The sequence below is a fragment of the Tateyamaria sp. genome (genome assembly GCF_039940735.1).
Classification (GTDB): domain Bacteria; phylum Pseudomonadota; class Alphaproteobacteria; order Rhodobacterales; family Rhodobacteraceae; genus Tateyamaria.
In genome coordinates this window covers 1-24,117 of record NZ_JBDVGB010000032.1, presented here as the reverse complement: position 1 = coordinate 24,117, position 24,117 = coordinate 1, and the positions used below count along the sequence as shown (strand labels likewise).

At 55.7% G+C, this 24,117-nt stretch carries 21 protein-coding genes; 12 read left to right on the top strand and 9 right to left on the bottom strand.

Annotated elements, in window-relative coordinates:
* Positions 1-204 precede the first annotated feature (204 nt).
* Both ABJF76_RS05825 and ABJF76_RS05820 read left to right on the top strand, forming a co-directional pair.
* The gene (locus ABJF76_RS05825) at positions 205-1,863 is read left to right on the top strand and encodes an NAD+ synthase (protein ID WP_413822042.1); all 1,659 of its coding nucleotides are present in this window, start codon (positions 205-207) and stop codon (positions 1,861-1,863) included.
* Between the two features lie 81 nt (positions 1,864-1,944).
* Positions 1,945-2,769 carry an alpha/beta hydrolase family esterase gene (locus tag ABJF76_RS05820; protein ID WP_413822043.1) on the top strand — a complete coding sequence of 275 codons (825 nt, stop codon included), beginning with the start codon at positions 1,945-1,947 and terminating at the stop codon, positions 2,767-2,769.
* A 72-nt stretch (positions 2,770-2,841) separates the two neighbouring features.
* Here ABJF76_RS05820 and ABJF76_RS05815 read toward each other — a convergent pair whose 3' ends face one another.
* On the bottom strand, positions 2,842-3,765 hold the full coding sequence (locus tag ABJF76_RS05815; protein WP_413822300.1) for an MBL fold metallo-hydrolase: 924 nt from the start codon (positions 3,763-3,765) through the stop codon (positions 2,842-2,844).
* A gap of 192 nt (positions 3,766-3,957) precedes the next feature.
* Here ABJF76_RS05815 and gltX point away from each other — a divergent pair, with 192 nt between their 5' ends.
* Positions 3,958-5,280, top strand: a complete 1,323-nt coding sequence (gltX, locus tag ABJF76_RS05810) for a glutamate--tRNA ligase (RefSeq protein WP_413822044.1) — start codon at positions 3,958-3,960, stop codon at positions 5,278-5,280.
* 126 nt (positions 5,281-5,406) lie between these two features.
* On the opposite strand, the gene ABJF76_RS05805 is transcribed toward gltX, so the two are convergent.
* The 4 genes from ABJF76_RS05805 to ABJF76_RS05790 all read right to left on the bottom strand — a co-directional run bounded on the left by ABJF76_RS05805 (position 5,407) and on the right by ABJF76_RS05790 (position 10,105).
* Positions 5,407-5,955, bottom strand: coding sequence for a gamma-glutamylcyclotransferase family protein (locus ABJF76_RS05805; protein WP_413822045.1), 549 nt, complete (start codon positions 5,953-5,955; stop codon positions 5,407-5,409).
* The gene (locus tag ABJF76_RS05800) at positions 5,952-6,821 is read right to left on the bottom strand and encodes an inositol monophosphatase family protein (protein ID WP_413822046.1); all 870 of its coding nucleotides are present in this window, start codon (positions 6,819-6,821) and stop codon (positions 5,952-5,954) included. Before ABJF76_RS05800 ends, ABJF76_RS05805 begins: the two co-directional genes overlap by 4 nt.
* A gap of 66 nt (positions 6,822-6,887) precedes the next feature.
* Positions 6,888-9,416, bottom strand: a complete 2,529-nt coding sequence (locus ABJF76_RS05795) for an ABC transporter permease (RefSeq protein WP_413822047.1) — start codon at positions 9,414-9,416, stop codon at positions 6,888-6,890.
* Positions 9,413-10,105 carry an ABC transporter ATP-binding protein gene (locus ABJF76_RS05790; protein ID WP_413822048.1) on the bottom strand — a complete coding sequence of 231 codons (693 nt, stop codon included), beginning with the start codon at positions 10,103-10,105 and terminating at the stop codon, positions 9,413-9,415. The genes ABJF76_RS05795 and ABJF76_RS05790 overlap by 4 nt, the downstream gene beginning before the upstream one ends.
* Positions 10,106-10,156: 51 nt before the next feature.
* Between ABJF76_RS05790 and ABJF76_RS05785 the strand changes: the two genes are divergently transcribed.
* Entirely contained in the window at positions 10,157-10,792 is a 636-nt protein-coding gene (locus ABJF76_RS05785) for an arylesterase (RefSeq protein WP_413822049.1), read from the top strand.
* A 400-nt stretch (positions 10,793-11,192) separates the two neighbouring features.
* Here ABJF76_RS05785 and ABJF76_RS05780 read toward each other — a convergent pair whose 3' ends face one another.
* Positions 11,193-11,405, bottom strand: coding sequence for a cold-shock protein (locus ABJF76_RS05780; RefSeq protein ID WP_413822050.1), 213 nt, complete (start codon positions 11,403-11,405; stop codon positions 11,193-11,195).
* A 291-nt stretch (positions 11,406-11,696) separates the two neighbouring features.
* Between ABJF76_RS05780 and ABJF76_RS05775 the strand changes: the two genes are divergently transcribed.
* Complete coding sequence (locus tag ABJF76_RS05775; RefSeq protein ID WP_413822051.1) at positions 11,697-13,028, top strand: NAD(P)-dependent oxidoreductase; 1,332 nt, start codon at positions 11,697-11,699, stop codon at positions 13,026-13,028.
* Between the two features lie 24 nt (positions 13,029-13,052).
* Complete coding sequence (preA, locus tag ABJF76_RS05770; RefSeq protein WP_413822052.1) at positions 13,053-14,357, top strand: NAD-dependent dihydropyrimidine dehydrogenase subunit PreA; 1,305 nt, start codon at positions 13,053-13,055, stop codon at positions 14,355-14,357.
* A 553-nt stretch (positions 14,358-14,910) separates the two neighbouring features.
* Here preA and ABJF76_RS05765 read toward each other — a convergent pair.
* On the bottom strand, positions 14,911-15,522 hold the full coding sequence (locus ABJF76_RS05765; protein ID WP_413822053.1) for a TetR family transcriptional regulator C-terminal domain-containing protein: 612 nt from the start codon (positions 15,520-15,522) through the stop codon (positions 14,911-14,913).
* Positions 15,523-15,679: 157 nt separating this feature from the next.
* On the opposite strand from ABJF76_RS05765, the gene ABJF76_RS05760 reads away from it, so the two are divergent.
* The 6 genes from ABJF76_RS05760 (at position 15,680) to ABJF76_RS05735 (ending at position 22,737) form a co-directional block, all read left to right on the top strand.
* Entirely contained in the window at positions 15,680-16,930 is a 1,251-nt protein-coding gene (locus ABJF76_RS05760) for a Zn-dependent hydrolase (protein ID WP_413822054.1), read from the top strand.
* Between the two features lie 84 nt (positions 16,931-17,014).
* Positions 17,015-18,475 (top strand): dihydropyrimidinase, encoded by a 1,461-nt coding sequence (gene hydA, locus ABJF76_RS05755; protein ID WP_413822055.1) that lies wholly within the window; start codon positions 17,015-17,017, stop codon positions 18,473-18,475.
* A 511-nt stretch (positions 18,476-18,986) separates the two neighbouring features.
* Complete coding sequence (locus ABJF76_RS05750; protein ID WP_413822056.1) at positions 18,987-19,763, top strand: ABC transporter ATP-binding protein; 777 nt, start codon at positions 18,987-18,989, stop codon at positions 19,761-19,763.
* A 239-nt stretch (positions 19,764-20,002) separates the two neighbouring features.
* Entirely contained in the window at positions 20,003-20,863 is an 861-nt protein-coding gene (locus tag ABJF76_RS05745) for an ABC transporter permease (RefSeq protein ID WP_413822057.1), read from the top strand.
* On the top strand, positions 20,863-21,708 hold the full coding sequence (locus ABJF76_RS05740) for an ABC transporter permease (RefSeq protein WP_413822301.1): 846 nt from the start codon (positions 20,863-20,865) through the stop codon (positions 21,706-21,708). Before ABJF76_RS05745 ends, ABJF76_RS05740 begins: the two co-directional genes overlap by 1 nt.
* Before the next feature lie 39 nt (positions 21,709-21,747).
* Complete coding sequence (locus ABJF76_RS05735) at positions 21,748-22,737, top strand: ABC transporter substrate-binding protein (RefSeq protein ID WP_413822058.1); 990 nt, start codon at positions 21,748-21,750, stop codon at positions 22,735-22,737.
* A 102-nt stretch (positions 22,738-22,839) separates the two neighbouring features.
* On the opposite strand, the gene ABJF76_RS05730 is transcribed toward ABJF76_RS05735, so the two are convergent.
* Positions 22,840-23,208 (bottom strand): DUF4157 domain-containing protein, encoded by a 369-nt coding sequence (locus ABJF76_RS05730; RefSeq protein WP_413822059.1) that lies wholly within the window; start codon positions 23,206-23,208, stop codon positions 22,840-22,842.
* A gap of 132 nt (positions 23,209-23,340) precedes the next feature.
* Complete coding sequence (locus tag ABJF76_RS05725) at positions 23,341-23,895, bottom strand: L,D-transpeptidase (protein ID WP_413822060.1); 555 nt, start codon at positions 23,893-23,895, stop codon at positions 23,341-23,343.
* Positions 23,896-24,117: the final 222 nt, after the last annotated feature.

Below are 24,117 nucleotides of genomic sequence, written 5' to 3'. Positions count from 1 at the left end.
GAGGTTAAGACAGGGGCGCGCGAGGGGCAATGCCTTAACTATTTGATTGCAAATGTTATGCAGGAGGGGGGCCAGCCCCCCGTCGCGGATGCGACTCCCCCCGAGGTATTTGTGACCCAAAGAAGATGCGGGCGCGGCGTTTAGGGTGGGTTTCCTTGGGCCTGCTTTCTGTTACATCCTGTTCGACGTTGAAGGAGTGCCCAAATGGCCGACACATTCCGCATTACTTTGGGGCAGTTGAACCCGACGGTGGGTGATATTGCTGGCAACGCTGTCAAAGCGTTTGATGCTTGGGAGGCCGGGCGGGCGGCGGGTGCTGATTTGGTTGCTTTGCCAGAGATGTTTATCACGGGTTACAACGCTCAAGATCTTGTGATGAAGCCTGTGTTTCATGCGGCCGCGATGCAAGCGGTTAAAGATTTGGCTGTGAAATGCGCTGATGGGCCAGCTTTGGCCATTGGCAGCCCGTGGGTTGAGGGTGACGCGCTGTTTAACGCCTATCTCATTTGCAAAGGCGGTAAGATTGCAAGCCGTCTGTTAAAGCATCACTTACCCAATGAGACGGTGTTTGATGAGGTGCGGATCTTTGATGCGGGGCCCTTGGGTGGTCCTTATTCGGTTGGCGACACCCGCGTTGGCAGCCCGATTTGCGAAGATGCGTGGCACGAAGATGTGGCTGAAACTTTGGCTGAAACGGGTGCCGAATTCCTGTTGGTGCCCAATGGTTCGCCCTATTATCGCGGCAAGTTTGATACACGGATCAATCACATGGTTTCGCGTGTGGTCGAGACCGGGTTGCCGTTGATTTACCTAAATATGGTTGGTGGGCAGGACGACCAAGTGTTTGATGGTGGTAGTTTTGCGTTGAATCCCGGCGGAAAGTTGGCAGTGCAATTGCCAACCTTTGATGAAATCGTCACCCATGTTGATCTTAAACACGGCCCGGATGGCTGGCGTGTGCAAGACGGCGAAAAGGCCGCGCATGCGGACGAATGGGAACAAGATTACCGCGTGATGGTAACGTCTTTGCGTGATTATTGCGGTAAAACCGGCTTTAAAAAGGTTCTGCTTGGCATGTCTGGTGGCGTGGACAGTGCCTTGGTTGCTACCATCGCTGTTGACGCGTTGGGGCCGGACAATGTGCGGTGTGTGATGTTGCCCTCTGAGTACACTTCGCCCCATAGCCTTGAGGACGCCGAGGCCTGCGCCAAGGCGCTGGGTTGTCGCTATGATTACGTGCCGATTGCCGACACACGGGCAGCGGTGACATCCACGCTTGCGCCTTTGTTCGAAGGGTTTGAGGCCGACCTGACCGAAGAAAATGTGCAAAGCCGCATACGTGGTCTGCTGCTTATGGCCCTATCCAACAAGTTTGGCGAAATGCTGCTGACCACTGGTAATAAATCCGAAGTCGCTGTGGGCTATGCTACGATTTATGGCGATATGGCGGGCGGCTATAACCCGATCAAAGACCTGTATAAAACGCGCGTGTTTGAGACCTGCCGCTGGCGCAATGCCAACAAGCGCGATTGGATGATGGGCAACGCAGGCGAGGTGATCCCTGACCGGATTATCACCAAGCCCCCAAGTGCAGAGTTGCGCGAAGATCAGAAAGACAGCGACAGCTTGCCGGATTATCCAGAGTTGGACGCGTTGTTGACCCTGTTGGTGGATGAAAACGGATCGATCGCGGATTGCGTTGCAGCGGGCTTTGATGCGGACACCGCGCGCAAGATCGAGAAGTTGATCTATCTGAGCGAATACAAGCGCTTTCAGTCTGCGCCCGGTGCGCGGCTGACCAAAGGCGCGTTTTGGTTGGATCGGCGATACCCCATTGTGAACCGCTGGCGTGACCCTTCATAGGGCGCGCTACACAGGGATGTGAGTTGTGCCTTTGCTGCTAGGCCGCATGGTGGTGTTGTCTTGAAAAGTAGGAGGGCGTCGATGCCTGTTGCGCAAACTTTCGTTCGTTCTGTCATCGTGGCTTTGGCGCTGGGCATTTCCGGCGCGGCGCACGCATGTGGGCCAGATACGGATTGTGAACTAGGCAACCGGCACTACCGCATCGCATTACCTGACGGGCATGATGGCGCGACCTCGGTCGGGGCGATTGTTTTTGCGCACGGCTATCGCGGCTCGGCCCGTGGCACGATGCGCAACAAGAACCTGCGGCGCATGGTGTCGGATATGGGTTTGGCCTTTATCGCGGTGAAATCGGCACGCGATGATTGGGATATTCCCGGTGCACCCAGTGATCTCAACAGCGATGGCCGTGTCGAACTTGGTTACTTTGAAAAGGTCGTGGCCGATGTCACGCGCCGTCATCATGTCGATCCTAAACGGATTATGATGTCGGGCTTTTCCGCCGGTGGCATGGTCACGTGGCAATTGGCCTGTGATCGCCCCGATCTGTTTGCAGGCTTTGCGCCTATGGCCGGTACGTTCTGGCAAGGACCACCTGCGACCTGCAAAGGCACCACAAATGTGATCCACATCCACGGAACCGAAGACCGAACCGTGCCATTGGCGGGGCGCCGGATTGGATCGACGAAACAGGGGGATGTGAATGATGTTTTGGAGTTTTATCGCAAAGAAGGTGGATTTGGGCCTATTAAAACGACGGCGGTGTCTGACGACTTAACCTGTGCGCGCCAAACCGATGCAGCCACGGATGTGTTGGAATTCTGCACCTTCAAAGGTGGCCACAGCTTCAAACGATCCTATCTAAAATACGCTTGGGATCGGCTGGCCGCTGCGGGTAAATTGTAAGGCGGAGCTGCCGCTCCGCCCAATTCTTAAAACCAACCATGTAAGGCGGAGGTGTCCTCCGCCCCCGCTGGCTTACAGCATCAATTGATAGCTGTGCGCGGCGTAGCGGTAACCACCGTCACCGTTCTTTTCCACATACCCAATGCCGGGCCATGGCATGTGGTAGCCGATGAACGCCGTGCGATCCGCGGCCATCATGTCCAGCATACGTTTGCGCGTCGCAGCGGCAGCAGCTTTGTCCATGTCAAAACGCACTTCCCATTCAGGATGCGCCAGTGACCACACATAGTGGTTTGCAAAGTCCGCACCGATGATCAGCTGTGTGCCGCTATCTTCAACCATATAGGCCATGTGACCGGGTGTGTGGCCAAAGGCCGCCATCGCTGTGATACCTGACGCAGGCGATCCGCCATCATCCAACATGGTCGTCTTTTCGGCCAAGGGTGCGACCTTGCCGTCAAAGTTCTCGTTGTCGGTGCCCGACCATGCATCAAATTCAACTGCGCCCGTTACATAGGCCGCATTGGCATAAGTCGGTGTGCCGTCCGTGGACAGGCCGCCAATGTGATCGCCGTGCATGTGCGTGATGACAACTTTATCGACTTGATCAGCGGTGTACCCAGCGGATTCAAGCGCTTGAACAGTTGCCGCGCCAGACAGACCTGTATCAAACAGAACCAATTCGCTGCCGTTGTTCACAACCGTCGGCGTGAAAAAGAACTGCGCGGCAGCGGTTGATAAGCCAGCAGCGGCAGAAACAGAATTGAAGGTTTCTGCATCCACATTCAGGCCAAAAATCTTGTGTGGGTCTTCTACGGGGCGGGTGCCCGCCAACAATGTTGTGACCTCGAAATTACCGACTTTAACGCGGCGGAAATTTTCCTGAGCGAGACCAAGCATAGGTGCGCTAGCATTTGCAGATGTGGCGGCAGCCGCCATTGGAAGTGCTGCCGCACCCAAAAGGGCAGTGCGGCGTGAAAGCATAGGAGAAGACATAGACATGTTTGGAATCCCTGTTGTGAAGTGAATTGCATACAGTAATTCATGAAAACAATCATAGCGTGTCACGGAAACTTTACCGATTCCGTTAGAAACCGCGTCAAAGGTTAAGTCCGCGCCAACTCTGTGCAAAACTGGACAAGGCGTTGCCCCTGTGACAAGGCAGGCGCAAGAGCCCGGAGAGCACATATGACAACCACCCGTTTCGCCCCGTCCCCCACAGGTTACATCCATGTCGGTAACTTGCGCACGGCATTGATGAACTATTTGATCGCACGCAAAGCAGGTGGCACGTTTGTGCTGCGCATCGATGACACGGATGCTAGCCGATCAAAAGAATCCTACGTTGACGCCATCAAGGCAGATCTTGAATGGTTGGGCCTGCACTGGGACAAAGTTGAACGCCAATCCGAACGCTTGGACCTGTATAGCGATGCCGCTGAAAAATTGCGTGCAAATGGCCGGTTTTATGAGGCGTTTGAAACGCCCGTTGAACTGGACCTGAAACGCAAAAAACAGCTGAACATGGGTAAGCCACCTGTCTATGATCGCGCTGCTTTGGCCCTAAGCGAAGCCGAAAAGGACGTGTTGCGCGCGGATCGCGGCACGGGGGTGTGGCGGTTCAAGTTGGACCAACAGCGTATTGAATGGACCGATGGGATTTTGGGCGACATCAGCATTGATGCGGCTTCGGTTTCGGATCCTGTACTGATCCGTCAGGACGGTCAGGTGCTTTATACCATTGCCTCTGTGGTTGATGATATGGGCATGGGCGTTACGGATGTGGTGCGCGGGTCTGACCACGTCACCAACACGGCCACCCAAATTCAGATTATCGAGGCGTTGGGCGGCACGGCCCCACGCTTTGCCCACCACTCGCTGTTGACCGGCCCGCAAGGCGAGGCATTGTCCAAACGCCTTGGCACATTGGCCTTGCGTGACCTGCGCGAAAGCGGTGTTGAACCGATGGCATTGTTGTCGATGATGGCGCGTCTTGGCTCGTCCGATCCGATTGAGGTCCGCAACGATATGGCGGCGTTGATCGAAGGGTTCGAGGTGTCGCGCTTTGGTACTGCCCCGACAAAATTCGATGCGGCAGACTTGTACCCGCTGACTGGGCGTTATTTGCAATCCCTGCCGCTGGAAACAGTAGCAGACCGGATCGAAGCGCTGGGCGTGCCCAGCGATAAAGCCGACGCGTTCTGGACCGTCACACGCGACAATATCGAAACGCTCAAGGATTTGGATGCGTGGTGGGCGTTGTGCCGTGATGGTGCAGACCCAGTGATCGAAGATGAAGACCGCGAATTTGTCGCCCAAGCAATGACAATGTTGCCCGAAGCGCCTTTTGACGCGGACACGTGGGGCGCTTGGACGGGTGCGGTTAAGGCGGCAACAGGGCGCAAGGGGCGTGGCTTGTTCATGCCGTTGCGCAAAGCATTGACGGGTCAAGCGCACGGGCCCGACATGGGGGCGTTGTTGCCCTTGTTGCAGGTCGTAAAGGCGCGCTGACCTTAAGGCGATGCGCTGGTTGCTGAACTGCCCTTCGGGGAGAGTTTATGTAGCAAGATGAAGCTGGGCAATCATTGCTGTTGAGCAGGCCATATTTTTCTGGACCGCGGTGGGCAATGTCGAGGTCTATTGTTGCTTTTGAACTTGCTTAAGTAAGCGATCGGTCAGCATCTGTTCTTGTGCGGACAGTTTTTGCGCGCGTGGGTAAAGCGGGGCAGCACGGTCATTATATACCGGGGTGTCCCAGCCGTCTGTTGTTGCAAAGAACGCTTCGGCCCCCGCTTCTCCGAATTCACGCAGAAAACCCTGCACCACAACATCAAGATAACTAAGCAGAATGCGATGATCGCCACTGGTGCGTTGGTGATCTGTTGGCACTTGGTAGGCGGCAATATCGGTGGCATGCGCGGTGTGCGTCACCTGCGTCGTGGTGTCGATACGGGCATAGCCGCTTTCACGCAGATCAAGTGCTGCCCAATCCGCGCCCGGCACCGTGGCGATCAGGCCATTGATGCTGTGACCGGGGGCTTGATGGATCGACAGAAACACCACATCGCGCAGGGCCGTGCGCACCCAAACGCGCCGCCATCCGTTCAACGTCGCGGTTTGCGCCTCGGGATAGCTATGGGTGGCACGGTTGACGAGGCTGCCGTAGCCAAAAAACCACGGTGTCATGCCTCGGGCAACAGACCGGCGAAATGCGTGGCAACATCGTTCCAGACGGCTTCGGATGACGCAGACAGCAAATACCCCGACGTCATAGCCGCATTGTATACGGTCCCGTCCAGCATTGCAGATTTGCCGCCCGCCTGTTGGCACAACAGAACGCCAGCGGCATGGTCCCAACTGTTCAGGTTGCTGGATAGGATGAAATCCGCAGCACCTGTCGCCAGCAGGCGATATTCATGGGCCGAACAGCGCAACGTGCCAACATAGCCAAGCGCGCCAACTTTGGACCACATCAGCGCGCGCGCGTCGTCGGACATTTGGCGGATGTGCATGTACCCGGCCATCTGATCAAGCGGCTTTGGCTCAGCGGTTTGGATCGGACGATGACGGCCCGAGCGGGTGCGCCATTCGGCAGGTGTGGTGTTGTCGGTGATGATCAGATCGTTGCCCACAGGGTCATAGATCAAGCCAAGGACTGGTTGGCCAAAGCGGCACACAGCGATGATCGTGCCAAAAAGCGGCATGCCTTTGGCGAAATTCCACGTCCCATCGACGGGATCGATGATAAAGCACAACTCGGCCTCGGCGATGCCTTTGAGAAGGTCGGGGGATTTGGAAACGGCTTCCTCTCCGATCACCAGAGCGTGGGGGAAAGCGATTTGCAAGCCGCGCGTGATCATTGCCTCGGCGGCAGTGTCGGCGGCGGTCACCAGATCGTTTTCGTCCTTTTTGGTGTCGATGTCGCCTGCATCCAACGTGCGGAAACGCGGCATGATCTCGGCCTTGGCGGCGCGGCGGATCAAGTTGATGAGTTGGGTCTTTTGGGCGGGCGATAACGGAGCGGTAACAGCCATCGGCAACTGGTTAGTCATACTGAGCCTTTCAGGTATCCAATCTGATGTGTAAATCGCATGCAGCGGCATGAGTCGCAACGCGACTTATTCGCGCCCACGCAAAACGTGAGCAGGGCGTGCCGCCAAAGGCCCCCATGCAAAGGCCAGCCCAGCAATCAACGTTGCGGTGACGCCGCCGATGATGATCGCCAAAGCAGAAGGCCAGATGATGGTATAGTCCGTGTCCATCACAAATTCGCTGACGGCCCAACCGCCGGTGATGCCAGCAGCCAGTGCGACCAGCCCAGCCCCAAGGCCCAAAAGGCCCGCCCGCAACGCAAAACTAAGCAGGATACGCCGACGCGTTGCCCCCAATGTCTTGAGAACAGCGGCTTCGTAAGTGCGCGCTTGGGTGCCCGCAGCGGCGGCGCCGATCAACACCAAAAACCCAGTCAGCAAGGTGGCTGCCGCTCCGTAGGATGTGGCAGCGGCCAAACCAGACAGCAAGTCGCTGACTCTATCGATGGCGTCACGCACACGGATGGCGGTTATGTTGGGATATGCATCTGCTAGGTCGCGCAAGATCTGCGCCTCGGCGTCATCCTCTGCATATACGGTCGAGATGAATGTGTGCGGCGCACCTTGCAGCGCGCTTGGGTTCATCGATAAAATGAACCCGATGCCTGCGGTCGAAAAATCAACTTCGCGCAACGATGTAATGGTGCCAGTGATATCGCGACCGAGGATGTTGATCGTTAGGGTGTCGCCAAGGACAATGCCCATTTCCGCGGCCTCTTCGGCGGCGAAACTGATCTGGGGCGGGCCGGTGTAGCCTTCGGGCCACCATTCACCGGCAACGATTTTGGTATTTTCAGATGGTTTTTCAGAATAGGTCAGGCCCCGATCACCCCGAACAACCCAATGATCGCCTGCGACCTCGCGGGCGGGTATGCCGTTGATCTGTGTGACCACACCGCGCAGCATCGGGGCGCTATCGACGCGGCTGACGGCGGGATCATTGTCCAATCGTTCAGAATAGCCGGGCATCTGATCTTTTTGGATGTCGACAAAGAAATAGCTGGGCGCGATGTCTGGCAGGTTGGTTGAAATGGCGTTGCGCAGGTTCCCATCGATTTGGCCCACGGATGCAAGAACCGACAGGCCAAGGCCTAAGGACAACACAACAGATGCGGCCCCTTCGCGGGTCCCTGAAATGCTGCCAAGCGCCCATCGCAGGGCAGGGCGCCCCTTGGCGCGGGGGGCTGCATAGCGCGACATCCACCGGATCGCGGTTGCGGCCAGCGCCAACAGTCCCAGCGAAAAGGCGATGCCACCCGCTGTCCAAAGCGTCAGCCGCCACGTGCCCGAAAACAGGCCTGCAAGCCCAATCAATGCGATCAATGCGATCACTATGGCGACCAAATAGCGTGGCGCCGGCAGCAAGCGTGCGCTGCCAAGGGCGTCTCGGAACAACGTGGCGGCGCGCACGTCTTCGGCCCGCGCGAGTGGCCAAAGGGTAAATATGAACGCGGTGAGTAGCCCGTAGATTGCGGATTCAAACAACGGGCGTGGGAAGATGGTAAAGTTTGCAGGGATTGGCAGGCGTGCTTCGATAACGGGGGCAAGCGCCAAAGGGATCAGCGCGCCAAGGGCAAGGCCAAGCGCAATACCAAGCAGTGACAACAGCCCGATTTGGATAAAATAGGTCTGAAAAATTGTGCTGCGTTCAGCACCAAGCGTGCGTAGCGTCGCGATAACACTGGTTTTGTCTGCCAAATAGGATCGCACCGCCGCAGACACGCCGACGCCCCCAACGGCCAAACCCGATAGGCCTACAAGGACCAAAAACGCGCCAAGTCGTTCGACGAATTGCGCCACACGCGGCGCTCCGTTGCGGGAATCCCGCCAGCGCATACCGGCATTTTCGAACTGCATTGCCGCTTGGGCCGCAAGTGCGTCGAGGTCAGTGCCTTTTGGCAATGTGATGCGGTATTTTGAATCGTAACGGGTGCCCGTGGCCAGCAGGTTGGCGTTTTCCAGACTGGACAGCAGCACGATCGTGCGCGGCCCCAGTGCAAAGCCACCAGCCGAACTGTCAGGTTCGCGAGTTAGTTCAGCCGCGAGGATAAAATCTTGGGTGCCAAGGCGAAAAGTGTCACCGACGTGTAAATCAAGTCGGTCGATCAAGGCGCGTTCCATCACGCCGCCGGGCAATCCGTTTTGATCACCAAGTGCTTGGGCCAAAGGCATGTCGGGCGTCAGTCGCACCGACCCGACCAGCGGATACATGTTGTCGACGGCCTTGATTTGCGTCAGGCCGCGTTCGGTTCCGTCAGGTGCATCCACCACTGCCATAGACCGAAAATCGGCGATCTCGGACACCGACGTGGCAAATTGGTCGATCCATGCGCGTTCTTCCGGCGTGGCAAAGCGGTAGGTGAAATCAAGTTCGGCGTCGCCGCCCAATAGGGCTGCGCCTTCGGTGACAAGGCCCGCTTCGATTGCGGAACGGACGGTGCCAACTGCGGCGATCGCCGCGACGCCAAGAGCGAGACAGGCCAGAAAGATGCGAAAGCCGCGCAGGCCTCCGCGCAATTCGCGCCGAGCAAATCGGATAGACGTGGAAAGGCTCATTCTGCGGCGGCCTTTTCTGGCATTTCGATTTTGCCATCGGCCAATCGGATCACTCGATCACAGCGGCTGGCGAGTTCGGGTGCGTGGGTGACCAACACCAACGTCGCGCCGTGGCGATCGCGCAAAGAAAACAACAAATCCATGATCGCAGTGCCGTTGATGCCATCAAGATTGCCAGTGGGTTCGTCTGCCAGCAGAATTTCGGGCCGCGTGACAGAGGCCCGCGCCAACGCGACACGTTGCTGTTCGCCACCCGACATCTGGCTTGGGTAATGGCCAGAGCGATGTGACAGGCCAACGGCATCCAGTTCAGCCTGTGCCCGTTCAAATGCATCTTTGGCACCTGCCAATTCCAGCGGTGTGGCCACATTTTCCAGCGCGGTCATTGTGGGGATCAGGTGGAAAGACTGGAACACGACGCCCATGTGACCGCGGCGAAAGCGGGCGAGTGCGTCTTCGTTCATGGCGGTCAAATCTTGACCCAAGGCATGGATCGTACCACCGGTTGCGCGTTCGAGCCCGCCCATGATCATCAGCAGCGAAGACTTGCCCGAACCAGAGGGGCCGACCAAGCCCACGGTCTCCCCTCGGGTGATGTCGAGTGTCAGCCCATGCAAAATATCGACCCGCCCGGCATTGCCATCAAGGCTGAGTGCCGCATTATTGAGAGAGAGGACTGGATCTGACATCAAACGGCACCTTTATTGTCTGTTACTGATCCATATGGAGGTCTTATTGGCATGAGCAAGGTATTAGGCACGATTGTTATGGTTTTTTGGCCGGGATTTGTTGCCGCCCAAGACATCACGATTGCGGCATTGGGGGACAGCTTAACGCAAGGCTATGGGCTTTCTGCGCCGGACGGTTTTGTGCCGCAGCTCGATGCGTGGCTTCAGGCGCAAGGGAAAGAGGTCAAGCTTATCAACGCAGGTGTGTCGGGGGATACCACGGCAGGCGGCTTGTCGCGGATCGATTGGACACTGACGCCTGATGTGGATGCGGTGATTGTGGCGCTTGGGGGCAACGATCTGCTGCGGGGTATCGAACCTGCTGTCAGCCGCGCTAATCTTGATGGCATTCTAAAAGCGGCGGCTGCAGCGGACGTGGATGTTTTGTTGGTGGGTATGCAAGCGCCGGGTAACTTTGGGCCGGAATACAAAGACGTATTTGACGCCATTTATCCGGACCTAGCGGCGGCTTATGGCACTGAATATGCGGTCAGCTTTTTCGAGGGGCTTGGTGGTCCAAACCTAGATCCCGCGACATTGAGCCCGTTTTTGCAACCCGACGGCATTCACCCGAATGCGGATGGGGTCGCGAAGATTGTCGGGGCGTTGGGGCCGCATGTTGTGGACTTAATCGCGCGGGTAGAATGATGCGAAGGGCGCTGCGCGACGACATTTTTTAGGGGCTCTGCCCCGTCCTTGCGGACTCCCCGAGGTATTTTTAGACCCAAAGATGATAGTTGTGGATCTTGGGTGTGTGGGTTGATCCCTGCCGTTGCCGTGGGGCAATGGTGGCGGTTTTGTGGATGTTAAACGACGGACGGAAAGTGTCCGGAACCAGTTCGGTCCTTTGCGGGCGATGTATGGCAGGAATGGGCGTTATCTTTGGTCGCGCATGTTTGGGCTGCGGGCAGGCGGCAGTGCGCCGGAACATCGGTTGGTGCGCCTATTTGAACAAGTCCCACAATTGTTTGCCGATTAAAGCTGCCCACCTGCATGACGGGCGCTTAAACTTTGTGCCCGCTGTATAATGGCCCAATGGGTTGGTTGGTCAGGCCAGCGCGAGGTTCACAGCGCTTTCGCGGCCGTCACGGCCAGCTTCAGCTTCCAATTCGAATGTGACTTTTTGATTGTCGGCCAGCCCGGTCAAGCCCGAACGTTCGACTGCTGAGATGTGGACAAAGATGTCTTTGCCGCCGTCTTCGGGTGCGATAAAGTCGTAGCCTTTGGTCGTGTTGAACCATTCGACGGTACCATTTGCCATGGTGGATGCTCCTTTTTTTGATCTGCCCGCGATTTGCGGCAGCATGGCGTCGTCATGTGATCGAGTGGCTGAGCCGATAGGTGCAGTGGGTCGATAGATGATGCAGCGTCCTAATATTTGAGCGATTTTTCAGTTTTTCAAGTATTTCGAGATTTCCCAGATCAACCGGGAAAATTGCTGCTTCCTTAGGCAAAGACAAACTTCTGTGCGTCGAAAATATTTTTACCAGTTGATAAAAATATTCCTCTGTGAGAGCGTTTGCCCTGAAATCATTGTTGCGATGGAGCGGATATGACGAACTCTCCTTTCACGCCTGGGGTTGCGGCGGAGCGCCTAGCTGACCCGGCCTATGCGGAAAACTTTTCCGATCTGCACCCGGCTTTGGATACGCATGAGGCGCTTGTCGCGGCGGATCGTTGCTATTTTTGCCATGACGCGCCGTGCATTACGGCGTGCCCAACGGATATCGATATTCCGTTGTTTATTCGGCAGATCGCGACTGGCACACCGGATGCGGCGGCCAAAACGATCCTGTCGCAGAACATTATGGGGGGCATGTGTGCACGTGTTTGCCCGACCGAGACGTTGTGCGAACAGGTCTGTGTGCGTGAGGTTGCCGAGGGTAAGCCGGTGCTGATCGGTCAATTGCAGCGCTTTGCTACGGATCATTTGCAAATCCAAGATGTGCACCCTTTTGAACGTGCTGACGCCACTGGCAAGACTGTGGCTGTTGTTGGCGCGGGGCCTGCGGGCCTTGCCTGTGCACATCGTTTGGCAATGCTTGGTCATGATGTTGTTGTGTATGATGCGCGTTCAAAGCCCGGAGGGTTAAACGAATACGGGATCGCGACCTATAAGACGCCGGCAGGGTTTGCGCAGGCCGAGGTCGAGTGGTTGTTGGGCATTGGCGGTATCACGGTTGAGCACGGCAAGGTGATGGGCCACGATGTGACTTTGGATGGGTTGAAGGCTGATTTTGATGCCGTGTTCCTTGGAATGGGATTGGGTGGTGTCAATGGGCTAGCGGTTGAAGGCGGCGATAAAGATGGTGTCTTGGATGCCGTTGATTTCATTTCTGATTTACGGCAGGCAGCGGATATATCGGCGTTGCCTGTTGGGCGCGAAGTGGTGGTTATTGGTGGTGGCATGACTGCTGTCGATGCCGCTGTTCAGGCCAAGCTGTTGGGCGCGCTGAACGTTACCTTGGCCTATCGCCGTGGACGTGACCGGATGAACGCGAGCGTATTCGAACAGGACTTGGCCGCGTCTAAAGGTGTGCGGATCATGACGCACGTGGTGCCAAAAGAGATCATCGGCAACGGCGCGGTGCGTGAAATCGAATTTGAGTATGTGAATGCTGACATGAGCGGCACAGGCCAGACGGTACGTGTGCCTGCGGATCAGGTGTTGCGTGCGATTGGGCAAACGCTTGACGGTGAAGCCTTGCCCGCGTTGGAGCGCGGCAAGATTGCGGTGACGAATGCGGGACGCAGTTCGATTGACGGTGTTTGGGCGGGCGGCGATTGCGCCACCGGTGGCGACGATCTGACCGTGACGGCGGTTGCGGAAGGGCGTGATGCCGCCATGGACATTCATACAGTTTTGACAGGGGTGGCGGGGTAAACCCCGCCTTACGGGAGCAAGCATATGGCAAATCTTGAAAGCGATTTTGTAGGGATCAAATCCCCGAACCCGTTCTGGCTGGCCTCGGCCCCGCCCACGGACAAGGAATACAACGTTCGCCGTGCCTTTGAGGCTGGTTGGGGTGGCGTGGTTTGGAAAACCTTGGGGTCCGAAGGGCCGCCTGTCGTGAACGTGAATGGCCCGCGCTATGGCGCTATCTACGGGGCGGATCGTCGGCTGTTGGGATTGAACAACATTGAGCTGATCACCGACCGCGATCTGTATACGAACCTTGAAGAAATCAAGCGCGTAAAAGCCGATTACCCGGATCGCGCCATCATCGTGTCGATCATGGTGCCTTGTGAGGAAGAAGCGTGGAAGGCGATTCTGCCCTTGGTCGAAGATACCGGCGCGGATGGCATTGAACTGAACTTTGGCTGCCCACACGGAATGTCCGAGCGTGGAATGGGCGCAGCTGTCGGCCAAGTACCTGAATACATTGAAATGGTGACGCGCTGGTGCAAACAGTATTACTCGAAACCCGTTATCGTGAAGCTGACGCCTAATATCACAGACATCCGCAAACCCGCTGCCGCCGCTAAGGCTGGTGGGGCGGATGCGGTGAGCCTGATCAACACGATCAATTCGATCACCTCGGTCGATTTGGACACGATGTCGCCTGAACCTTCGATTGACGGCAAGGGGTCGCACGGCGGGTATTGTGGCCCAGCGGTCAAGCCGATCGCCATGTCCATGGTGTCTGAAATTGCACGCGGCGCGGATACGGCTGGTATCCCGATTTCAGGTATTGGTGGCATCACCACCTGGCGTGATGCGGCAGAGTTTATCACGTTGGGCTGTGGTAATGTGCAGGTGTGCACAGCGGCAATGACCTATGGCTTTAAAATCGTTCAGGAAATGATCAGCGGTCTGTCGGAATGGATGGACGAAAAGGGTCACACCAGTATTGATGATTTCTGTGGCGCGGCCGTGCCAAACGTGACGGATTGGCAGTATTTGAATCTTAACTACATCGCCAAAGCCAAGATTGACCAAGACTTGTGTATCTCGTGCGGGCGTTGTTTTGCGGCCTGCGAGGATACCTCGCATCAGGCGATTTCCATGTCGCCCGAGCGGGTGTTTGAAGTGATCGATGACGAATGTGTCGCGTGCAACCTGTGTGTCAATGTCTGCCCGGTCGAGGCCTGCATCACGATGGAGGCGATGGCCCCCGGTACGGTCGACCCGCGCACGGACAAGACGGTGGAACCGGACTATGCCAACTGGACAACGCACCCCAACAACCCAAGTGCGACGGCGGCAGAGTGAGTGTTGCGCAGGGGTGAGTTAATGGTCGCTGTGCGGACTTAGTTGCCGTTGGGTTGAATTGGACCATGTGGGCGACAGGGTTGCACCAGCATTCCACCCAAGCTAACAATTTCAGATGAAAACAACGCTCTTGTTCGTCTCATTCGTCGTGGTCCTGGGTCTAGCAGCAGTTTCTATGAGGCTCGCGAAAGAAGCTGAACATTCGAAAAACGCAGTTTGGAAATACACCCAATTTCTCAGTGATGCAGCAGGTGCGAATTGCCTGAGAAAAGAAGCTCTTATCCAAGCTGCGATCATAAAAACTTGGGAGTATGAAGTAGATCCGATAAGGATTTTTCCCAGTGATCGAGTTGATGGGTTCGAGACATCGCTAAGGGTGCTCATTGACCCTCCACTCCCATTTTTGCTTACAGCTAACAAAGGCCAGGGTGAGACATTCTACTTTGATAAAAACGGTTGTTGGATGCGCTAGTCTGCTGCCCAATAGCACCGCAAAGAGATGAAGCTGTTTGACACACTTTGGGCTCGAAGCAGCGATAGCCTCCTCTTGCCTCTACACGCTCAACACCCTCCGAAACAACATTTCCAGATGACGCCTAGCGCCATCTATCGGATCTTCGTCTGAAAGCACCTGCACTTGTGCATCAAAGTCCGCGTAGTGTTGCGTCGTGGACCAGATCGAAAAGATCAAGTGGCGGGGGTCCACTTGGGCCAGTTTGCCCGCATCGATCCAGCCTTGGATCACGGCGCATTTTTCATCGAACAGCGGTTTGAGGTCGGCCAACAGATGCGGGTGCATGCGCGGTGCGCCTTGCAGGATTTCACCGGCAAACAGGCGGCTTTCGCGAGGTAGGTCGCGGGCCATATCCAGTTTGCGCCGCACATAATCCAACAATTCGGTCATGGGATCGCCCGTTGCGTCCAGTTCGACCAGCGGATCCAGCCATGTTTCCATCAACTGGCTAAGCAGGGTGACGTGAATGTCTTCCTTACCGGTGAAATAATAAAGGATGTTGGGTTTGGACAGGCCAGCGGCCACTGCGATCTGATCCAGTGTCGCACCACGATACCCGTGGGCCGAGAAGACGTCGAGCGCGGCATCTAGAATCAGGTGTCGGTTACGTTGCTGGATGCGGCTGGGTTTCTTGGGTGCGTCGTCTTGCATGTGCAATCCTTTGGTCTTGTTTGCCACAAGTCTAGGCAGATGCGCGCATTGTAAGCAATTCTGTTCAAAGCAGTTCTTGACACATTTGCGCGCCTTAGCAATCGTAGCTTTACCAATTGGTCAAAAAGCCACCACTATCGGCAGCAGGGGGATCGACATGGCAAATCTAGGTGAAAACCTTCGGATCAACGGCGACCGGCTGTGGGACAGCCTGATGGAGATGGCCAAGATCGGCCCCGGTGTGGCCGGTGGTAATAATCGTCAAACCTTGACCGATGAGGACGGCGAAGGCCGCGCCCTGTTTCAATCTTGGTGCGAGGCTGCTGGCTGTTCGATGGGCTTGGATCAGATGGGCAACATGTTTGCGCGTCGCGAAGGCACGGATCCTGATGCGTTGCCGGTTTATGTGGGGTCACACCTTGATACCCAGCCCACGGGCGGCAAGTACGACGGCGTTTTAGGTGTGCTTGGCGGTTTGGAAATTTTGCGTACGCTGAATGACCTTGAGGTCAAGACAAAACACCCCATTGTGGTGACAAATTTCACCAACGAGGAAGGCACGCGTTATGCGCCTGCTATGCTGTCTTCGGGCGTGTTTGCGGGCATTCATACGCAGGATTGGGCTTATGATCGTGTCGATGCCGAGGGCAAGAGTTTTGGCGATGAATTGAAGCGTATCGGATGGCGCGGTGACGAAGAGGTTGGCGCGCGCAAGATGCACGCGTTCTTTGAATTGCATATTGAACAGGGGCCGATTTTAGAGGCCGAGGGCAAGGATATTGGCGTTGTCACCCACGGTCAGGGACTGTCGTGGACGCAAGTGACAGTGACGGGAAAGGACAGCCATACGGGGTCCACCCCAATGCCGATGCGCAAGAATGGGGGTCTGGGCATGGCGCGTATTTTGGAAACCGTCGATCAAATCGCGTGGTCGCACGCGCCCCATGCGGTGGGAGCGGCGGGGCATATCGATGTCTACCCGAATTCGCGCAATGTGATCCCGGGGCAGGTGGTGTTCACCGTCGATTTCCGTTCGCCCGAGTTAAGCGTGATCGAGGATATGGAGGCGCGCCTGCGTGTCGAGGGTCAAAAGATCGCGGATGAGATGGGGTTGTCGATTGAGTTTGAAAAGGTTGGAGGGTTTGATCCCGTGGCCTTTGATGCGGGTTGTGTTGGAGCCGTGCGCACGGCGGCGGAGCGGCTGGGATATTCGCACATGGATTTGATTTCCGGCGCGGGCCACGATGCGTGTTGGATCAATCGCGTCGCACCCACGGCGATGGTGATGTGCCCTTGTGTGGATGGGTTAAGCCACAACGAGGCGGAAGAGATTTCAAAAGATTGGGCGGCGGCTGGCACGGACGTGTTGTTTCATGCGGTGGTCGAGACGGCGGAGATTGTGGGGTAATCTGACCTTGCGCATTTCTGGGCTCTGCCCCGGACCCCGGAGTTTAATTGGCAAGATGAAGATGGATCGAAGAGGACGGACGCGATGACCAAAGTTATTAAAGGCGGCATGGTGTGCACTGCTGACCGCACGTGGAAAGCCGACGTTTTGATCGAAGGCGAGACCATCAAACAGATCGGTACCGACTTGCAAGGTGACGAATATATCGATGCTGAGGGTGCCTATGTTATCCCTGGCGGGATTGATCCACACACGCACCTTGAGATGCCTTTCATGGGGACAACCGCTGCCGAGACGTTTGAGTCCGGCACATGGGCCGCAGCCTGTGGTGGCACCACGATGATCGTCGATTTTTGTCTGCCCGGTGCCGATGGCTCCATCAAGAATGCGATCAACGAATGGCACCGTAAATCCGCTCCCCAGATATGTTCCGATGTTGGTTACCACATGGCAATTACTGGCTGGAATGAGGACGTGTTCAACGAAATGAAGGATGCCGTTGATATGGGCGTCAATTCCTTTAAACATTTCATGGCCTACAAAGGTGCGCTGATGATCGAGGACGACGAGATGTTCGCCTCTTTCAAGCGTTGTGCTGAGTTGGGCGCGCTGCCTATGGTGCATGCCGAGAATGGTGATCTGGTCGCTGAGATGCAGCAGAAGTACTTTGATCAGGGGATTACGGGGCCTGAGGGTCATGCTTATTCCCGTCCACCTGAGTTTGAGGGCGAGGCGGCCAACCGTGCCATCACGATCGCCGATGCGGCGGGTGTTCCTTTGTACATTGTGCATGTGTCTTGTGAGCAAGCGCACGAAGCCATCCGACGCGCGCGCCAAAAGGGGATGCGGGTTTATGGCGAACCTTTGATCCAGTTTTTGACGTTGGACGAGAGCGTTTATTTCAACACCGATTGGGATTATGCGGCGCAGCGAGTTATGTCGCCTCCGTTCCGGTCCAAGGATCACCAAAACAGCCTTTGGGCCGGGTTGCAGTCGGGATCGTTGCAAGTGGTTGCAACGGACCATGCGGCGTTCAACACCGATCAAAAGCGCGCTGGGCGTGATGATTTTCGCATCATTCCCAATGGGTCGAACGGGCTTGAGGAACGCCTTGCCGTGCTGTGGACCGAAGGGGTTGAGACAGGACGTTTGACGCCAAATGAATTTGTCGCGGCGACGTCGACCAATGTGGCTAAGATTTTGAACATCTATCCCAAGAAAGGTGCGATTGTTGAGGGCGCGGATGCGGATATTGTGGTCTGGGATCCTAAAATCACTAAGACGATTTCGCCTGCCAATCATCATTCAGTGTTGGATTACAACGTATTCGAGGGGTTTGAGGTGCAGGCGCAGTCACGGTTCACCTTGTCACGAGGCGAGGTGATCTGGGCATGGGGACAGAATTCGCAACCCGCCCCCGGCCGGGGCAAGTTCGTGCCGCGCCCTGCGTTTTCGTCGGCGTCTCAAGCGCTTAGCAAATGGAAGGCGCTGACCGCACCGAAGATGATCAAGCGTGATCCGTTGAATATTCCGGCGGGGATTTGATGAGGGCTGCGTTGTTGTCACCACTCCCTAAACATGATTGCAAAGTTGTGGACCGCATCGCGCGTGATCAGGCGGGACTACTTCTTCGGAGGTTTGCAGCCGGGCAGATAACAAATGATGCGTTTGAGGACGGAATGCCGATCACAAGGGATCCCTCTATTGGCGCCGTCTGGGATCCAGCATGGGTGTATAAACACGGTACGAAATGTCACTTTCGGACTGGTCCAAACTGTCTGCACCCTGATGCAAAACGCGGGTGGATCAGGTGGCTTTTGTTTTTGGACTCGGACTGCAAATATCTTTGGCCTCAAATACAACACCCCGGAAACGACCCGGCAGCTAGGCCCGTCAATTTTTTAGGGTGGGTGCACAGGTTTCTTGGCCGAGCCGATGTTCCCAATAACTATGAACGGTTTGAGAATGCGGGGCACTATGCGGTTTGGCCTTTTATTTCTCAAAAAGATCACCGCCAAGCGCTGCGAATTCCGCGTAGATTTGGGGGTGCAAAGCTATGACGGCAATAATTTCGGCCCAGAATCTCGACCTGACATTCGAAACCAACGACGGCCCTGTCCACGCGTTAAAAGGTGTATCGCTGGACATTGAGAAGGGCGACTTCGTATCGTTCATCGGTCCATCGGGCTGTGGCAAAACCACATTTCTGCGCTGCATGGCAGATTTGGAGCAACCGACAGGTGGAACTATTACAGTCAATGGTGTGACCCCGGAACAGGCACGAATGGCGCGGGCCTATGGATATGTGTTTCAGGCAGCGGGTTTGTATCCGTGGCGCACGATTGGTGGCAATATTTCGTTGCCGCTTGAAATCATGGGGTACTCCAAGGCTGACCAAGCCGAGCGCGTGGCGCGTGTTTTGGAATTGGTCGAATTGGCAGGCTTCCAGAAAAAGTTCCCTTGGCAATTGTCTGGTGGCATGCAGCAGCGCGCTTCGATCGCGCGGGCATTGGCTTTTGATGCGGACATTTTGTTGATGGATGAACCGTTTGGCGCGCTGGATGAAATCGTGCGGGATCATCTGAACGAACAACTTTTGCAGCTTTGGGCGAATACGCAAAAGACGATCGCCTTTGTCACTCACTCCATTCCGGAGGCCGTCTATTTGAGCACCAAAATTGTCGTGATGTCTCCGCGACCTGGGCGGATCACTGATGTGATCGACAGCCCCTTGCCGAAAGAGCGCCCTTTGGACATTCGTGAAAGTCCAGAGTTTTTGGAAGTGGCACATCGTGTGCGGGACGGGTTGCGCGCGGGGCATGGTGATGATTAAGGGTTTGTCACCGGCGGGGGGCATAGATTCAGCCCATACCCCGCCACCGAACCGCATCTGGTTTAAGGGCGCGGCCACCCCCTTCATCGTTCACGGCCATTGGCATGCCTGCCTTTACCGTAGTTCTATCAAAACGCGTTTTCCTTTCATTGTTCTTAAAATATGCAAAGAACTTTGTGTGCAGCATGGGGCGGCATTTGCATATTTGTGGAACAATGAAGCACAAGGGGGCGCGAGAGATGCGTAATTTTGTGCCCGTTTTGACTGTGGTTGGGATTATCTTTGCGCTTTGGTATGGGGCCGCGATCTGGCTGAATGCGGCTTGGGCCTATGACAAAGCGAAGCGTGCGGATGTGACGTTGAGTGCGTCTGAGTTGGTGGCGGACACATGGGCGCAGGACAAACCCAAATTGCCTGCTCCGCATCAGGTTGCGGTCGAGATTTGGGAGACGACGGTTCAGAAGAAGATAACTTCGAAGCGGTCTTTGATCTATCATTCTTGGATTACTTTAAGTGCGACGCTGTTGGGTTTTGCCTTGGGCACGGGGCTTGGCGTGCTTTTGGCTGTTGGCATTGTTTACAACAGGGTCATGGACCGTTCGGTCATGCCTTGGATCATTACCAGTCAAACGATCCCTATTCTGGCATTAGCGCCGATGATTATTGTCGTGCTGAATGCTGTGGGTGTTTCGGGATTGCTGCCTAAAGCAATGATTTCGATGTATTTGTCATTCTTTCCTGTTGTTGTCGGCATGGTAAAGGGTTTGCGCAGTCCTGAGGTGATGCAGTTGGACCAAATGCGCACTTGGAACGCGAGCCCAAGTCAGATGTTCTGGCGCTTGCGGTTGCCGTCTTCGATGCCGTTTTTGTTTGCTTCGCTTAAGGTTGGTATCGCGGCCAGTCTTGTTGGTGCCATTGTTGGTGAATTGCCGACAGGGGCGGTGGCCGGTCTGGGCGCGCGTTTGTTGGCTGGCAGTTATTATGGTCAGACGATCCAAATTTGGTCGGCGTTGATTATGGCCGCGGCTTTGGCCGCCGTGTTGGTCGCTATTGTGGGCCTTATTCAGCGCGTCATGTTGCGTCGGATGGGGATGGCATGATGGGTTGGGTCATCTTTGCATTGACGGCTTGGGGCATGGGTTGGGCGTTGAACGTTTGGTTGTCGCGCCGGCCAACGACGCAGTTTTTACGTCTTGCCATGCCGGTTGTGTTTGGGCTGACCATCATTGCCATCTGGGAAGGCGTCGTGCGTGGGTTTGACATCTCGGCGGTGTTGTTGCCAACGCCTTCGGCCATTGCGGTGCGGTTTGTCGGGTCGACTGACATTTTGTGGGTGGATTTTGTCCAGACGGTCATCAAGGGCGCGTTGAGTGGTTACGTGATCGGCTGTGGTGCCGCGTTCTTGACGGCTGTGGTCATGGACCGCGTTTCGTTTTTGCGACGTGGTTTGTTACCCGTTGGAAATTTTGTCGCGGCGCTTCCGGTGATCGGCATGGCGCCTATTTTGGTCATGTGGTTTGGCTTTGATTGGCAATCCAAGGCGGCGGTTGTTGTTGTCATGGTGTTTTTTCCGATGCTTGTGAACACGGTGCAGGGATTGCAGGCCAGTTCGCAGATGCAACGCGATTTGATGCAGACCTACGCGGCCAGTCCGATGACCGCATTGATCAAACTGCGTTTGCCCATGGCGATGCCCTTTATTTTTAATGGTTTGAAAATTGCCACCACTCTGGCTTTGATCGGGGCGATTGTTGCTGAATTTTTTGGCTCACCCATCCAGGGTATGGGCTTTCGTATCTCGACCTCGGTAGGGCAGCTTGCGCTGGACCTTGTCTGGGCGGAAATTGTGGTCGCTGCCCTTGTTGGGTCGGCCGCTTATGGAACGGTTGCTTTGATCGAACGCGTCGTGACGTTCTGGCATCCATCACAACGGGCCCGCCAATGAGGCCTGACATTAACTAATTATCAACAAGGAGAGTACCATATGAAGATTATGACCAGTTTTGCCCTCAGCGCAGCTTTTGGCCTGTCAGCGATGGCAGCCCAAGCCGCAGATGATGTTACCCTGCAACTGAAGTGGGTCACGCAGGCCCAGTTTGCGGGCTATTACGTGGCCCTTGATAAAGGGTTCTATGAAGAAGAAGATCTTGATGTCACCATCAAGCCCGGTGGCCCCGATATTGCGCCAACGCAGGTGCTTGCGGGTGGCGGTGCAGACGTCACAGTTGAGTGGATGCCTGCGGCCCTTGCGGCACGTGAAAAAGGCTTGCCGATGGTTAACATCGCCCAACCGTTCAAATCATCGGGCATGATGCTGACCTGCCGTAAAGACGCGGGTGTTTCCAGCACGGATGATTTCCCGGGCAAAACGCTGGGTGTTTGGTTCTTTGGTAATGAATTCCCATTCCTGTCTTGGATGAACAAGCTTGAGATCCCAACAGACGGATCCGACGGTGGCGTTACGGTGCTGAAGCAGGGCTTTAACGTTGATCCCATTCTGCAAGGGCAAGCGGCCTGTGTGTCGACCATGACCTATAACGAATATTGGCAGATCATCGATGCGGGTCTAACGCCTGAAGAACTGCAGGTCTTTAAATACGAGGATCAAGGCGTCGCAACGCTCGAAGATGGGTTGTATGTGCTTGAGGAAAACCTTGCCGATGCAGAGTTTTCCGACAAGATGGTGCGCTTTGTGCGCGCGTCGATGAAAGGCTGGAAATACGCCGAGGCGCACCCAGATGAAGCCGCTGATATCGTTCTTGAAAACGATGCCTCTGGTGCACAGACCGAAGAACATCAGCGACGTATGATGGGCGAAGTTGCCAAACTAACAGCGGGCAGCAACGGCGCTTTGGATGCTGCAGATTACGACCGCACAGTGGCATCGCTGTTGTCGGGCGGGTCTGATCCGGTGATCTCGAAAGCGCCTGAAGGCGCGTGGACGCACGCGATTACGGATGCAGCGTTGAAATAAGACGTGGCTGCGATCAATTTAAAGGGGCCGACCGTTGGGTTGGCCCCTTTTGGGTGCGAAGTGGCCCCGTTTGGTTAATACTCAGTCTTGGACGCAGTCGCCTTATTTAGAGACACTCGCCTTGCCCTCTTGGCGTTTTGGCATTTTCTTGCCTCCGCCTTGTTGAATGACATGGGTCAGCTCGTGGGCAAGCAACTTGACGTTTTTGGCATCGGCCGGCTTGGCTAAATAAAGTTCGTTGCCCATGGCAAATGCCTTGACCCCCATTTCCTTGCAAGCATCAGCTGCATTGCCGCCCGTATGAACGCGAACCTTGCTTAGGTCGGCGCCCAATGCGTCACTTAGACCTTGGGCAACATTTTTAGGCAGTTTAATGGATTTGGTGCCTTCGGGGGTCGTTTTAAGGGCTTTGGTTTTAGCTTTTTTGCCTTTCAGCTTTTCGGTAATTTTCTTGATTTCGTCGTCGGCCATGGGATGTCTCCAATAGAAATTCGTTCAATGAAAGGGACTTTAACATAGGTATGTGGATTCAGGAAATGTCGTAAAAATAGGGCGCGCAGTGGCCGCGCGCCCTGTAAACTCAACGCAAAAATTGCTGCGTAGTTACAGTACTGTAACGATAGTGCCGACAGGAACGCGCTCGTACAGGTCGGTCACGTGTTCGTTCAGCATGCGGATGCACCCGTTGGACACAGACGAGCCAATAGTTTCGGGCTGCGTTGTGCCATGGATGCGGAAGAATGTGTCGACCCCGTTCTGGAACAGATAAAGCGCACGCGCGCCAAGCGGATTGTCTGGGCCGCCGGGCATGATGTCAAAGTTGCCTTTGAAGCGGCTATAAAGCTGCGGGCTGCGTTCGATCATATCGTTCGTGGGGCGCCAGGTGGGCCATTCTTTTTTGACGTCGATGCTGGCTGTTCCGGTAAATTCCAACCCAGCGCGGCCCACTCCCACACCGTAACGGATGGCGCTGCCTTCTTCGTTTACCCAATACAGATAGTAGCTGCGCGGCAGGACAAGGATTTGGCCCGGCGCGAAGTCTTTTTTAATGGTGACGACCTGTGGTGTCGGGTCAAAGGCGGTGGGTGTGTTGGCCTGAACAACGGCGGGCGTAAGGGCGGCGGCGGCGCTGAGGCTTAGAAAATGACGACGATCCATGCGGAAAAGCTCCTGTTTTATCTAGTCCAATCATGCCCGTATGGTGCTTTGGGTCAATGTTTGACTTTGATGAGCTGGGACGGAGCGCGGTGCGGAGCGATGAATTTTTCGTGATGAGAGGCAATTGCAACTGGATCGGCGAGGTGAATATTGAATCCGGTGTTTTCGGCGTTCTTGGCACGCGCAGTTCCGCGAAACTTGTCTGTTCTTGCCAACATATTT

Bases quoted from the DNA above. Each gene is read 5' to 3' on its own strand.
- ABJF76_RS05765 (WP_413822053.1), bottom strand. From the start codon at position 15,522: ATGCAAGACGACGCACCCAAGAAACCCAGCCGCATCCAGCAACGTAAC.
- ABJF76_RS05825 (WP_413822042.1), top strand. From the start codon at position 205: ATGGCCGACACATTCCGCATTACTTTGGGGCAGTTGAACCCGACGGTG.
- ABJF76_RS05780 (WP_413822050.1), bottom strand. From the start codon at position 11,405: ATGGCAAATGGTACCGTCGAATGGTTCAACACGACCAAAGGCTACGAC.
- ABJF76_RS05785 (WP_413822049.1), top strand. From the start codon at position 10,157: ATGAGCAAGGTATTAGGCACGATTGTTATGGTTTTTTGGCCGGGATTT.
- ABJF76_RS05820 (WP_413822043.1), top strand. From the start codon at position 1,945: ATGCCTGTTGCGCAAACTTTCGTTCGTTCTGTCATCGTGGCTTTGGCG.
- ABJF76_RS05750 (WP_413822056.1), top strand. From the start codon at position 18,987: ATGACGGCAATAATTTCGGCCCAGAATCTCGACCTGACATTCGAAACC.
- ABJF76_RS05815 (WP_413822300.1), bottom strand. From the start codon at position 3,765: ATGTCTTCTCCTATGCTTTCACGCCGCACTGCCCTTTTGGGTGCGGCA.
- ABJF76_RS05735 (WP_413822058.1), top strand. From the start codon at position 21,748: ATGAAGATTATGACCAGTTTTGCCCTCAGCGCAGCTTTTGGCCTGTCA.
- preA (WP_413822052.1), top strand. From the start codon at position 13,053: ATGGCAAATCTTGAAAGCGATTTTGTAGGGATCAAATCCCCGAACCCG.
- ABJF76_RS05740 (WP_413822301.1), top strand. From the start codon at position 20,863: ATGGGTTGGGTCATCTTTGCATTGACGGCTTGGGGCATGGGTTGGGCG.
- ABJF76_RS05800 (WP_413822046.1), bottom strand. From the start codon at position 6,821: ATGACTAACCAGTTGCCGATGGCTGTTACCGCTCCGTTATCGCCCGCC.
- hydA (WP_413822055.1), top strand. From the start codon at position 17,015: ATGACCAAAGTTATTAAAGGCGGCATGGTGTGCACTGCTGACCGCACG.
- gltX (WP_413822044.1), top strand. From the start codon at position 3,958: ATGACAACCACCCGTTTCGCCCCGTCCCCCACAGGTTACATCCATGTC.
- ABJF76_RS05760 (WP_413822054.1), top strand. From the start codon at position 15,680: ATGGCAAATCTAGGTGAAAACCTTCGGATCAACGGCGACCGGCTGTGG.
- ABJF76_RS05795 (WP_413822047.1), bottom strand. From the start codon at position 9,416: ATGAGCCTTTCCACGTCTATCCGATTTGCTCGGCGCGAATTGCGCGGA.
- ABJF76_RS05790 (WP_413822048.1), bottom strand. From the start codon at position 10,105: ATGTCAGATCCAGTCCTCTCTCTCAATAATGCGGCACTCAGCCTTGAT.
- ABJF76_RS05725 (WP_413822060.1), bottom strand. From the start codon at position 23,895: ATGGATCGTCGTCATTTTCTAAGCCTCAGCGCCGCCGCCGCCCTTACG.
- ABJF76_RS05775 (WP_413822051.1), top strand. From the start codon at position 11,697: ATGACGAACTCTCCTTTCACGCCTGGGGTTGCGGCGGAGCGCCTAGCT.
- ABJF76_RS05730 (WP_413822059.1), bottom strand. From the start codon at position 23,208: ATGGCCGACGACGAAATCAAGAAAATTACCGAAAAGCTGAAAGGCAAA.
- ABJF76_RS05805 (WP_413822045.1), bottom strand. From the start codon at position 5,955: ATGACACCGTGGTTTTTTGGCTACGGCAGCCTCGTCAACCGTGCCACC.
- ABJF76_RS05745 (WP_413822057.1), top strand. From the start codon at position 20,003: ATGCGTAATTTTGTGCCCGTTTTGACTGTGGTTGGGATTATCTTTGCG.